Below are 13352 nucleotides of genomic sequence, written 5' to 3'. Positions count from 1 at the left end.
TATGAACCCGAATTTCAAATTAAACCTACTGACATTATCTTTACTGGCTATAACAAGTATCGCACACGCAGAAGACGAGGTTTCAACTCAAGAGCTTGATGAAATTCAAGTCAAAGGTAAATACATTGCCAAAGAGAAAAAAGTTTTTACCGAAGGCCAAGCCAAAAGTTCGCGTGAACGCGTTTATCAATCCAGCGAAAACATCGATGCCATCGTGCGGAGCATGCCCGGCGTCTTCACCCAACAAGACAAGGGATCGGGGGTATTGGCGGTCAATATCCGTGGCGATAGCGGTTTGGGACGCGTCAATACGATGGTTGACGGCGTAACCCAAACCTTCTATTCCACTTCTGCCGATGCCGGACGCAGCGGCAGCTCTTCGCAATTCGGTACGGCACTGGATCCCAATTTTATTGCCGGTGTGGATGTAACCAAAGGCAGTTTCACAGGTGCCAACGGCATCAATACCTTATCCGGTACAGCCAATTTCCGTACTTTACGGGTGGACGATGTGGTACACGGAAACCATACCTTTGGGCTTTTAACCAAAGGATTAACCGGCACAAACAGCACCAAAAGCAATTTTATGGCAACCGGAGCGGTACAAAAATGGTTTGACAGCGGTGCGCGCCTTGGCGCGTTATATGGTTACAGCCACCGTAATGTCGAGCAAAACTATAAAGTAGGCGGCGGCGGTCAGCGTATCGGCAATTTTGGCGAAGAATATTTAGACCGTAAAAAACAAGAATATTTTGAAAGCAACTTATTGAAATTCGACCAAGGGCAAAATCGTTGGGTTCGCGACTTTTCCAAACGCAATGCGGTCGGTAAAAGCTATTGGGACTACCCTTTCTCCAAAAAATATAACGATCCTGAGGTTTTGCAAAGAGATTATGTTGATGATTTGGAAAGAAGCTGGAAAGAGAATTTAGCACCGCAATGGGACCTGACTCCAATCGACCCGACCAGCCTGCAACAACGCTCAAACAGCCATTTGGTCAAAGTGGAATACGAAAACGACAACAACAAGTTGGATCTTCAGCTTCGTACCATGAACAACCGTATCGGCAGCCGCAAAGTAGAAAACCGCAACTATCAAGCCAATTACAACTTAAACATTGGCGATTATGTCGATTTAAACGTGTTGGCCGCCCATAATCTGGGAAAACAAAAATATCCGAAAAACTCACGTTTTTCAGGATGGGGGCTGCTGGATTATTTGGAAACCAAAAACACAGCCAATCTTTTGGATATCAACAACCGCTTCTCTTTCAACCTTCCCAACAAAACAGATTTAAAAGCCACCGTCGGTTTCAATTTCTTTAAAAACCAATACAGTAAAAACCGCTTTCCGGAAGAGCTGAGCCTGTTTTACGACGGTCCCGATCAAGATGCCGGCCTGTACAGCTTTTTAGGCCGCTTCAAAGGAGACAAAGGAATATTTCCCCAAAAATCAACCATATTACAACCTTCAGGCCAGCAAAAATTTAATACGTTCTATTTTGATACTTCCTTGAAAAAAGGCATTTATCAATTGAATTACAGCACCAATATGGTCAACTACCGCTACAAAGGCGAATATACCGACTACTTCAATACCCAAGAAGACTTTAAAAAAGCATTTGGAGAAGATTCTGAAATTTATAAACAGCATTGCACGCCAAGCTGCGACCTTTACGAACCGGTTTATACCAAATCCGGTAAAAAGCATGCGGTAAACCATTCAGTGGCATTAAACATCAATGTCAACGACTACTTTATGCCGTTTATCAGCTATTCGCGTACGCATAGAATGCCGAATATTCAAGAAATGTATTTTTCACAAATCGGAGACTCGGGCGTCAATACCGCCCTTAAGCCGGAACAGGCCAATACTTACCAAATAGGCTTCAATACTTTCAAAAAAGGGATTTTCAAGCCGGATGATGTATTGGGTTTCAAACTGGTCGCCTATCGCAGCAGGATAAACAACTATATTCACAATGTTTATGGCAAATGGTGGGATTTGGATAAAGCACCCAGCTGGGTAACCAGTACCGGCCTGCAATACTCTATCCAGCATCGAAACTATGCCAAACCTGTCCATAAAAATGGTTTGGAAGTGGAAATGAACTATGATTTCGGCCGCTTTTTTTCAACCCTGTCTTACGCATATCAAAAAACCAACCAGCCGACCAATTATAGCGATGCCAGCGAATCGCCCCGTAATTCTTCTAAAGAAGACCAAATCAAACAAGGTTACGGCTTAAGCAAAATTTCCCGCTTGCCCCGAGATTACGGGCGGTTTGAATTGGGTTCCCGCTGGTTGGGCAACAAATTGACCATCGGCGGCATTATGCGCTATTACGGCAAAAGTACACGGGCAACGACTGAGGAAGAATTTGTTGACGGTACAACCGGTGCCAACACCTACTCTTCACACCAAATGGGCAGAAGGGCGATCAAAAAAACAGAAAGCATCAACAGACAGCCGCTGATTTTTGATTTCTATGCCAATTACGAACCGAAGAAAAACCTTATCCTTCGTTTCGACATTCAAAATGCCTTCAATAAGCGCTATATCGATCCTTTGGATGCCGCAAACGATGCCGCAACTCAGCGCTATTTCAGCGTATTTGAAAGAAAAGGAGGTTTAGATGACGAAGAAGTCGAATGTGATGCCAACGGTTTATGCAATGGCAAATATGGCGGCACGACACGCTCCGTTCTGAATAACTATGCGCGTGGCAGGACTTTGCTGTTTACCATCAGTTATAAGTTCTAAACCTAACCGTCAGCATTCTTAATACTGTACTGACTAAAAAGCCGACAAACATAATGTTTGCCGGCTTTTTCAATATATTCTCAAAGTTTTCAATCTGAGACCTTTGCAAAAATGGTACGTTAACGAAATTTGACGCATAAAAATGCGCCAAAAAAATTTTCAATTGGCTAAACTGATATTGAGAAAAAAGTGGAAGAAATCAGGGAGGTTCTTCATTTTATAGTGGATTAAATTTAAACCAGTACGGCGTTACCTCGCCTTGCCTTAATATTTGTAATGTCTGCGGCTTCGTCGCCTTGTCCTGATTTAAATTTAATCCACTATAAAAATGGTATTGGGCATAAAATTTTAATAACTCATGTTATTGCAAAGGTCTCCTCATATAAAAAGGTCGTCTGAAAAGATGTTTCAGACGACCTTTTTAACTCTTGTAACTTATTTGTTGTGTTGGCGGAAATACGCCCACTCTTCCACAACAATACCGTCAGGCAGATGGCACATCCCATACTCTCCGCCATCTTTGTCTTTTTTGATTTCCAGCTTACCGCCCTGTTTCACGCAAAATTCTGAAGCCGGATTGGGCATACCGGTCATCGGTACACTTTCTTTCTCAAGAGTATTGCAAGCTGACAAAGTAGTTGCAGCCGCGAGGATTAAAATAATCGGCTTAATCATATGAGACCTTTGCAAAAATAGTCTGTTAACGAAATTTGACGCATAAAAATGCGCCAAAAAATTTTCAATTGCCTAAAACCTTCCTAATATTGAGCAAAAAGTAGGAAAAATCAGAAAGGTTTTGAATTTTGAAAATGAGATTGAGCATAAAATTTTAGTAACCTATGTTATTGCAAAGGTCTCCATATGTTTTCCTTTTACTATCCAAATATCTCTATTGGTTGGATACTCGGTTTTCAGACGACCTCTAAAACAGTTTGAAAATATCCATCAACACAAAATATCAGCGTTTATTTTGGTGATAAATAGGCATAACTTCCGGCAACATCCTGCGGATTGCTTCGATACGGGTATTGTTGGCGGGATGGGTTGACAAGATGGCAACCTGACTGCCGCCTTGCGCCCTATTCATTTTTTCCCATACGCTGATTGCCGCCTGCGGATTGTAACCTGCCTGAGCCATCAGGCGGACGCCTCCCGCATCTGCCTCGCTTTCCTGATGACGCGAAAAAGGTTTGGTTGCCAATAAATCTGTTCCAACGCCGACCAAATTTCCGTCCAAACCGACGGCACCTGCCAAAATAGAACCGCCCAAGCCGGTCAATACCTGACCTCCGATGGCTTTTTTGCTGTGTTCGAGCAGGGCATGGGTCATTTCATGCCCGATGACTGCGGCGATTTCATCATCCGTCAGTTGCAAACGTTCAACCATACCGGTATATACCGCCATTTTTCCGCCCGGCATCGCCCAAGCATTCAACTCGTTGCTGCGGATAACGTTCATCTGCCAATTAAAAGGTATGCCGGTACGGTTGGCGCGGTTGGCGTACGGAACCAGTCGGGAAAACACCCGATGAACACGCTGCGCCGTCGGAGAGCTGACATCCAGCGCATTCTGGCTGCGCGCTTTTTGTACAACCTGTATATAGTTTCGCTCGGCTCCTTCATTCAAAGCAGCCGTATCGTATCCCACCATATCGGCGACAGAAGTACAACCCGCCAATGCTGCAACCCCGAGCCATAATCCGTACTTTTTACTGATTTTGTTCATTTTATTGATTTTGTTCATTTCAAAAATTCCTTGATGCCCGACAAAAGATTGAAACCAAAACCGTACAAAACGCCTTCCGTTTTCACCTACTGACCATAAAATAAAATGCCGCCTGATTTTCAGACGGCATAACAAGTATTTTAAGAGCGGCGCTGCAACATCCAAGATTCGATCTTACGCGCGTCGTTTACGCGGGTTGTCGAGGTTGGCGAGTTCAGCAATACGATGGTAATCGGTTGGTTTTGGACGTTTGCCTTAACCACCATCGAGCGTCCTGCTTCGCGGATATAACCGGTTTTCTGAAGCTCGATGTTCCAACTGCCTTCGCGCACGAGGGCATTGGAGTTTTTATAGTTTTGGCGGCCGTTTGCCGTCCAAACCGAGCCGTAGTTGGAGGTTGAGTTTTTGCTGATGAGCGGATATTTGCTCGCCGCAGCGACCATACGGTTTAAATCGTGGGCAGTTGATACGTTTTGGAAATTCAGACCGGTAGGTTCGTAGAAACGGCTGCTATACATGCCCAGGCTTTGCGCTTTTGCATTCATGGCAGCAACAAACGCCGACATACCGCCCGGATAGGTGCGGCCCAGCGCGTGTGTTGCGCGGTTTTCGCTGCTCATCAGGCTCAGGTGCAGCAATTCGCCGCGCGTCAGCGTCGTGCCGACGGCAAGGCGGCTACCTGTGCCTTTCAGGCGGTCGATTTCATCAGCCGTAATGGTAATGCGCTCGTTCATATCCAAACGCGCGTCCAAAACGACCATTGCGCTCATTAGTTTGGAAATGGACGCAATCGGCATCACGCGGTCTGCGTTTTTCTGATACAGGATTTCACCTGTTTTATTGTTAAAAATCAGGGCGGCCTGCGATGTCAAAAGCGGCCCCGCCATCATCGCCTGAGCTTCGATTTTTTGTGCGTGGCTTAATGCGAAAGCTTCCATCGGGTCATTTTGGGTTGGAAAATTCTGTTCCAAAAATTGACCCAAAACGTCCATATCGTCTGCAGCGGCAGGGGCGGCGGCAACAGCCAAAGCCATACCCAAACAGGCTGCACTAAGTGTTTTATAAAATTTCATAACCGACATACTTCAACCAGTAGAATTTAAGACAAATGAATTATTAAAGGAGATATTTTGCTTAAAATACAACAAAATGTAAAGTTTAATACGGCTTTTTTGCGTTTGTTTGCATCTTTTTCCCAAATTGGAAACAATCTTAAGGATGGGAAATTATGGCGTGTTGCTATGCGTCGGAGGGTCGTCTGAAAACCTTACGCCAAACAGCTTCCCATACGGTATTTGATAAACCTTAAGATACTGATTATACTTACCGACTTTGCCGAAAACCGTTCCCGCAACATTCGGATAACGGTTTGCCGATATTGCTTGAAAACAGAAGATAAATTATGACTGAAGAAAAACGCTCCTGCTCGTTTTGCGGAAAATCCGAGCATGAAGTCAAAAACCTGATTGAAGGCGAAAACGCTTTTATCTGTAACGAATGTGTAGAAACTTGCGGCGTCATGCTGCAAAGTTCAGACGACCTCTCTGAAGAAAAATCTGCAACGGATGCGTCCCATCCAAACAACAAACTGCCCACGCCTGCTGAAATTGTCGCCAACCTCAACGACCACGTTATCGGTCAGGAACAAGCCAAGAAAGCCTTGGCGGTTTCGGTGTACAACCATTACAAACGCCTACGCCATCCCAAAGCCAACGGCAACGTCGAGTTGTCGAAATCCAACATCCTGCTTATCGGTCCGACCGGTTCGGGTAAAACGCTGTTGGCGCAGTCTTTGGCGCGCAAACTGGACGTGCCGTTCGTCATGGCGGACGCGACCACGCTGACTGAGGCGGGTTACGTCGGTGAAGATGTTGAGCAAATCATTACCAAGCTTTTGGGTAAATGCGATTTCGATGTTGAAAAAGCCCAGCGCGGCATCGTCTATATCGACGAAATCGACAAAATCTCGCGTAAAAGCGACAACCCGTCAATTACCCGCGACGTATCCGGCGAAGGCGTGCAACAAGCCTTGCTGAAACTGATTGAAGGTACGGTTGCCAGCGTTCCGCCCCAAGGCGGCCGCAAACATCCGAATCAGGAATTTATCAACGTCGATACGACCAACATCCTGTTTATCTGTGGCGGCGCGTTTGCAGGCTTGGAAAAAGTGATCCGTCAACGTACTGAAAAAGGCGGTATCGGTTTCGGTGCGTCCGTTCACAGCAAGGACGAAAATGCCGACATTACCGGATTGTTTGAAATCGTTGAGCCTGAAGACTTGATTAAATTCGGTCTGATTCCCGAGTTAATCGGCCGTCTGCCTGTTATCGCCACGCTGGCGGAATTGGACGAAGACGCATTGGTGAACATTTTGACCGAGCCGAAAAATGCTTTGGTGAAACAATATCAAACCCTGTTCGGCATGGAAAATGTCGAATTGGAATTTGAAGAAGAAGCCCTGCGCAGCATTGCCCGTCAGGCAATGGAACGTAAAACCGGCGCGCGCGGCCTGCGCTCCATCGTTGAACGCTGCCTGTTGGATACCATGTATCAACTGCCTGATTTGAAAGGCGTGGCCAAAGTTGTCATCGGTAAAAACGTCATCGAGAAAGGCGAACAGCCCAAGCTCTTGCGCGAAGACGGAAGCGAATATCAGGCAAACGCCCGGTAAAAGAACGAGCCGGTCATTCCGATAAAACATAAAAGGTCGTCTGAAACCCTGTTTTCAGACGACCTTTTCGTATTTTTCAAGATAATTCGTTTCAATAGCAAACACCTATTACATCCGATAACATAAATATTCCAATTTTTGCCAAACTGGTCTATGATACCCAAAAGAATTGTTTACAATTCTTTGATTGCAAATCATTTGCAACGGTCAGAAGAAAAAACAGAAAAAAGGAACAAAGAGATGTTAGAAGCCTATCGCAAAGCCGCCGCCGAGCGCGCCGCCCTCGGTATCCCCCCCCTCCCTTTGAACGCGCAGCAAACCGCTGATTTGGTCGAGCTGCTGAAAAACCCGCCCGCAGGCGAAGGTGAATTCTTGGTTGAACTGCTTGCCCACCGTGTTCCGCCCGGTGTGGACGATGCCGCCAAAGTCAAAGCCTCATTCCTGGCTGCTGTTGCCGAAGGCAGCGCATCCAGCCCGTTGGTTTCCCCCGAATATGCGACAGAACTCTTAGGTACGATGCTCGGCGGTTACAACATTCACGCCTTAATCGAACTCTTGGACGACGACAAACTCGCGCCAATCGCTGCTAAAGGCTTGAAACATACGCTTCTGATGTTCGATTCTTTCCACGACGTTCAGGAAAAAGCTGAAAAAGGTAACAAATACGCTCAGGAAGTTTTGCAATCTTGGGCGGATGCCGAATGGTTTACCTCACGCGCCAAAGTTCCCGAAAAAATCACCGTTACCGTCTTCAAAGTTGACGGCGAAACCAATACGGACGACCTCTCTCCCGCGCCTGACGCGTGGAGCCGTCCCGATATTCCGCTGCACGCGCTGGCAATGCTGAAAAACCCGCGCGACGGCATCAATCCCGATAAACCGGGCGAAGTTGGTCCGATTAAATTGTTGGAAGAACTCAAAGCCAAAGGTCATCCCGTTGCCTATGTCGGCGACGTGGTCGGTACCGGCTCTTCACGCAAATCCGCGACCAACTCCGTGATTTGGCATACCGGCGAAGACATCCCGTTCGTACCGAACAAACGCTTCGGCGGCGTCTGTTTGGGCGGAAAAATCGCGCCGATTTTCTTCAATACCCAAGAAGACTCCGGCGCGCTGCCGATTGAAGTCGATGTTTCCGCACTGAAAATGGGCGATGTCGTCGATATTCTGCCTTATGAAGGCAAAATCGTGAAAAACGGCGAAATCGTTGCCGAGTTCAGCCTGAAATCCCAAGTATTGCTGGACGAAGTGCAAGCCGGTGGCCGTATCAACCTGATTATCGGTCGAGGTCTGACCGCCAAAGCGCGCGAAGCGTTGAAACTGCCTGCTTCCACCGAATTCCGTCTGCCTCAAGCACCTGCCGAAAGCAAAGCCGGTTTCACGTTGGCGCAAAAAATGGTTGGTCGCGCCTGCGGTCTGCCGGAAGGACAAGGCGTACGCCCGGGTACTTATTGCGAACCGCGCATGACGACGGTCGGCTCACAAGATACCACCGGTCCGATGACCCGCGACGAGTTGAAAGACTTGGCTTGCTTGGGCTTCTCCGCCGATATGGTGATGCAGTCTTTCTGCCACACCGCAGCTTATCCGAAACCTGTCGATGTGAAAACCCATAAAGAACTGCCCGCCTTTATTTCTACCCGTGGCGGCGTATCTCTGCGTCCGGGAGACGGCGTGATCCACTCATGGCTCAACCGCCTGCTGTTGCCTGATACCGTCGGTACCGGCGGCGACAGCCACACCCGTTTTCCTATCGGTATTTCCTTCCCTGCAGGCTCCGGCTTGGTGGCTTTCGCAGCAGCCACCGGCGTCATGCCGCTCGATATGCCTGAGTCCGTACTGGTACGTTTCAGCGGCAAGCTGCAACCGGGCGTAACCCTGCGCGATTTGGTAAACGCCATTCCGCTTTACGCGATTAAACAAGGTTTGCTGACCGTTGCCAAAGCCGGTAAGAAAAACATCTTCTCCGGCCGCATCCTCGAAATCGAAGGCCTGCCTGATTTGAAAGTGGAACAAGCCTTTGAATTGACCGACGCGTCTGCTGAGCGCTCTGCCGCCGGCTGTACCGTGAAGCTCAACAAAGAGCCGATTATCGAGTACATGAAATCCAACGTCGTGTTGATGAAAAACATGATTGCCGACGGCTATCAAGACCCGCGCACTTTGGAACGCCGCATCAAAGCCATGGAAAAATGGCTGGCGAATCCAGAGCTGCTCGAAGCAGATAAAGATGCCGAATACGCCGCCGTGATTGAAATCAACATGGACGACATCAAAGAGCCGATCATCGCCTGCCCGAACGACCCGGACGACGTATGCTTCATGTCCGAACGTTCCGGCACCAAAATCGACGAAGTGTTCATCGGTTCGTGCATGACCAACATCGGCCACTTCCGCGCCGCCTCCAAACTCTTGGAAGGCAAGTCCGACATCCCCGTCCGCCTGTGGATGGCGCCGCCGACCAAAATGGACGCGAAAGAGTTGTCCGACGAAGGCCACTACGGCGTACTCGGCCGCGCCGGCGCGCGTATGGAAATGCCGGGCTGTTCGCTGTGTATGGGTAACCAAGCCCAAGTACACGAAGGCGCGACCGTCATGTCCACTTCCACCCGTAACTTCCCGAACCGCTTGGGTAAAAACACCTTCGTTTACCTCGGCTCGGCAGAGTTGGCGGCGATTTGCTCGAAACTGGGTAAAATCCCGACCGTTGAAGAATACCAAGCCAACATCGGCATCATCAACGAACAGGGCGATCAAATCTACCGCTACATGAACTTCAACGAAATCGACAGCTACAACGAAGTAGCCGAGACCGTGAATGTTTAACAAGTAGGTAAAGCAGTTTCAGACGACCCCTCCAATGTTTAAATCCATGAGGTCGTCTGAAAATAAAAAAACAGAACAGTTTTCGCTGTTCTGTTTTTTTATTTTCAAGTCAATCACCATATTCCCTACTGCCGGATATATCTCTTACCCGCTGATAATCCCGTTCACACCTGCTGCCGCTGCCAAACGATACAATATTTCCTGAGGCATATCGTTGTGCCACAGACGGGTAATATTGGCGATAACCGGAAGACGGCACACTTTCCTGACCCGAACGATGGCATCGACATCCAAACGATAGGCATGTTCCGGCTCAAAACTGAGCGTCCCAGCTTCACCGAGCATAATATGGCTATTACCGCGCAAAGCGATATGTTCTGCCGCTACCAACCAATCATCAACACGATGATGCTTGTCTTTACACAACACTACCGGCGTATTCAGACGACCTACTTCATCCAAAAGCGTCCGATTGGTCATCATACTGCCGCCTAAATACAAAATATCTGCACTGGCAGATAAGGCTTCATCTATCTGGCGAACATCACGGATACGGACAATGACGGGTTTGCCTGTTTTCTGCAAATCAGAAATTTCCTGAACAATCGCCCGAACCCGTAAGTTTTCACGCTGCTCGTCCACTTTTTCATAAGGGCGCGCCGGAAGGTAAAACGGATCGACAAATACTGCATCCACCTTTTGCACCCTGTCCGTATCGGCAGTAATATCCAACCGCTTCGCTCCGCCGAATATCACACCCCGTATAACAATCCTGCTGTCTTCCTCGTCTGCCTCACGGCTGATAATTTTCCAATCGTTCAATACCCGGACAACGCGTTCCACATCGGGCAAACGTTCCAGTTCATTTGGACGGAACACCCGCTCATCACCAACCGCACCGATAATCGTCCGCTCTTCCCCCCGAGAGACATGCTCTTTCAAGCCCTTATTACGGATAAAACCGATTACTCCCTCTACCGACTCCTGAGAAGCATTCTTACCCATCACAATAATCATCATATATCTCCTGAAACAGACGACAATATTAGCATACTACCGCTTTCAGACGACCTGCCCGCTACAAGGCCTACCACTCACACCTTACATTTACCCTTAATCCCCTATCCGCATTATCCCAAATGTCATGTGCTATACTTTCAGCTATGTTACCTTATTGCCTTTACGCATGAAAAATCCTCTGCTTAATTCAGGAAAATTTTGGCTGAAAACAGTCGTAACTGCGGTCATATTGCTTGTTTGTACCGCAGCCGCCCTGTATGCATCGGTTTATGCCCTGTTTACCCCCGAACGAATCGAAACAACCGTACAAAACGCCTTCAGTGGGACAGGACGGAATATCCGCTTCAGCAGCGACATCCGCCGAAGCTGGTTTCCCCGTCCTACCGTCACCCTAAAAAACGTTACCATTACCCGACCTCATAGCAGCCAAACCGCCTTACACATCAAAGAGACCCGTATCGGTCTAGGCTGGAGCAGTCTGTGGAACGATTACCCTTTCATCGAAAAATGGGTTATTACAGGAGCAGATGCCGTGTTATCGCGCACCGATGACGGCAAATGGAACCTGCAAGACCTGTTACATCCTTCCCACCCTACCTCTTTAAACCGTCTGATTATAGAAAATAGCTCTCTGCATATGAATATTGCAGGACAAGCACATATTATCGACAACTTCTATCTAAACGTCCGCAACGACGGTGCTGACGGCCGTCCTTTCAAAATCAACGGCAGCCTGCGCCGTCCAAATCAATCCATCCAATGGCAGGGTAGTGGCGTGTTCAATGCCTCTGAAACCGGTTGGAGCATTCCCAATTTACTTTGGGAAGCATCTGTTGCTGAGAAAGAAAGCAAACTGTCCGCTGATGGAAACGGCACATGGACATGGTCGTCTGAAAACAACTCCCTAAAAGCAGACAACCTCAGCCTACGCACGGATAATCCCGCCCAAAATTTTCACCTGACCGCGCAAATTCCCCGTTTATCCCTTAAAAACAACGTATTGAATATCCCATCGCTCAATGGTGCATTTACAGCAGGCAAGCTGGAAAGCCAATGGAACGGCTCGTTCAAACTCGACAAAGCAAGCATCCGTACCAGCGTTGCCACATTGGATAACTTTGAATTCAACGCCAGCCACAAAAATGCCGCCCATCAGACCAATTTAACCCTGACAGGCCCTCTACTGTGGCAGCAAAACAAAGGATTGCAATCATCCCCAATCAATCTGACCACATTGCAGGATACGGTCAACCGCCTACCCAATCCGCGCTTTATCAGCCAGTTAACCGGATCATTCAACTGGAACGGCAAAGAAAACTGGCAAGGGGATTTCAAAGGCACATTTGACCGCCAGCCCTTTGCGCTTGTATTCAAATATCAACCAACGGAAGGAGAAACACCTCTTTTGGAAGCCGGGATTGCCCTGCAAAAACTCTCACTACTCCCCTACTGGGACGATATACAGGCAAATTCCGGATCAGGCTACCCAACAATCCTCAACAATGGCCAAATCCCACAAATTGATGCCAACATCAAAATCGGCAATGTCCAAATACCCGGCCTGCAACTGGACAATATTGAAACCCTGCTGAATGCCGACAAAGAACACATCGCCCTAAGCCATTTTAAAGCAGGTCTCTACGGTGGTCAGACAGAAGGCGGTATCAGTATGGCAAACACAACTCCGCCCACCTACCATCTCCAACAAAATGCCCAAAACGTACAAATCCGACCATTGTTGCAAGATTTGTTCGGTTTCCACAGTTTCAGCGGCAACGGAGATGCCGTCATCGATTTGACGGCACGGGGCAACAATCGTAAGCAACTCATCCAATCCCTACAAGGGATGCTGACCCTCAATATTTTGGATGGGGCATGGAAAGGTATAGATATAAACCATATCCTCAAAAACGGTATTTCCTCACAGCACCCCGGCGGCGAGCATGCCCAAACCCCTTTCAACCGTTTTACCCTCAATAGCGAAATCGACAAGGGCATCAGCCACCACATCAATACCGAATTGTTTTCCGAACATTTGCACATAGTCAGCAACGGCTACACTGATCTGAATACGCAAGAACTATCCGAGGATCTGCTTATCCGCAACACACTCAATCCTTCAGCCAAGCCCATACCGCTCAAAATACGGGGCAATGTCGCCAACCCGTCCGTTACACTCGACTACAACCGTATTACACACGGCCTAAACAATCCTAAAGAAAAACAAAAGGCATTGGAACAAACATTGCGCGAGCAATGGCACTGGCTCAATCCGGAACGAAAACAAGCGGATAAATAGAAAAGGTCGTCTGAAAATCCAATCATGGTTTTCAGACGACCTTTCA

8 protein-coding genes are annotated in these 13352 nt (G+C 47.8%); 4 read left to right on the top strand and 4 right to left on the bottom strand.

All coding sequences use genetic code 11. From position 1 onward, the window contains the following. Position 1: 1 nt before the first annotated feature. On the top strand, positions 2-2764 hold the full coding sequence (locus J7445_RS01605) for a TonB-dependent receptor domain-containing protein (protein ID WP_070655740.1): 2763 nt from the start codon (positions 2-4) through the stop codon (positions 2762-2764). A gap of 435 nt (positions 2765-3199) precedes the next feature. Here J7445_RS01605 and J7445_RS01600 read toward each other — a convergent pair whose 3' ends face one another. The 3 genes from J7445_RS01600 to J7445_RS01590 all read right to left on the bottom strand — a co-directional run bounded on the left by J7445_RS01600 (position 3200) and on the right by J7445_RS01590 (position 5524). Beyond that, a complete protein-coding gene (locus tag J7445_RS01600) occupies positions 3200-3439 on the bottom strand; it encodes a putative hemolysin (RefSeq protein ID WP_070655742.1) in 240 nt (79 codons plus the stop codon). Between the two features lie 283 nt (positions 3440-3722). After that, positions 3723-4490, bottom strand: a complete 768-nt coding sequence (locus tag J7445_RS01595; protein ID WP_070655753.1) for a M48 family metallopeptidase — start codon at positions 4488-4490, stop codon at positions 3723-3725. Between the two features lie 140 nt (positions 4491-4630). Beyond that, the gene (locus tag J7445_RS01590; protein WP_373271539.1) at positions 4631-5524 is read right to left on the bottom strand and encodes a serine hydrolase; all 894 of its coding nucleotides are present in this window, start codon (positions 5522-5524) and stop codon (positions 4631-4633) included. A 368-nt stretch (positions 5525-5892) separates the two neighbouring features. On the opposite strand from J7445_RS01590, the gene clpX reads away from it, so the two are divergent. Both clpX and acnB read left to right on the top strand, forming a co-directional pair. Then, the gene (clpX, locus tag J7445_RS01585; RefSeq protein WP_070655746.1) at positions 5893-7161 is read left to right on the top strand and encodes an ATP-dependent Clp protease ATP-binding subunit ClpX; all 1269 of its coding nucleotides are present in this window, start codon (positions 5893-5895) and stop codon (positions 7159-7161) included. 240 nt (positions 7162-7401) lie between these two features. Beyond that, the gene (gene acnB, locus J7445_RS01580; RefSeq protein WP_070655748.1) at positions 7402-9987 is read left to right on the top strand and encodes a bifunctional aconitate hydratase 2/2-methylisocitrate dehydratase; all 2586 of its coding nucleotides are present in this window, start codon (positions 7402-7404) and stop codon (positions 9985-9987) included. 144 nt (positions 9988-10131) lie between these two features. Here acnB and J7445_RS01575 read toward each other — a convergent pair whose 3' ends face one another. Beyond that, on the bottom strand, positions 10132-11004 hold the full coding sequence (locus tag J7445_RS01575; protein ID WP_209283338.1) for a chorismate mutase: 873 nt from the start codon (positions 11002-11004) through the stop codon (positions 10132-10134). A gap of 169 nt (positions 11005-11173) precedes the next feature. Here J7445_RS01575 and J7445_RS01570 point away from each other — a divergent pair, with 169 nt between their 5' ends. Continuing rightward, complete coding sequence (locus J7445_RS01570) at positions 11174-13306, top strand: AsmA family protein (protein ID WP_209283337.1); 2133 nt, start codon at positions 11174-11176, stop codon at positions 13304-13306. The last annotated feature ends 46 nt before the right edge of the window (positions 13307-13352 follow it).

The sequence above is a fragment of the Neisseria sicca genome (assembly GCF_017753665.1).
Classification (GTDB): Bacteria; Pseudomonadota; Gammaproteobacteria; order Burkholderiales; family Neisseriaceae; genus Neisseria; species Neisseria flava.
The sequence above is the reverse complement of the archived record's forward strand: the minus strand, read 5'-3'. Positions and strand labels throughout refer to the sequence as shown.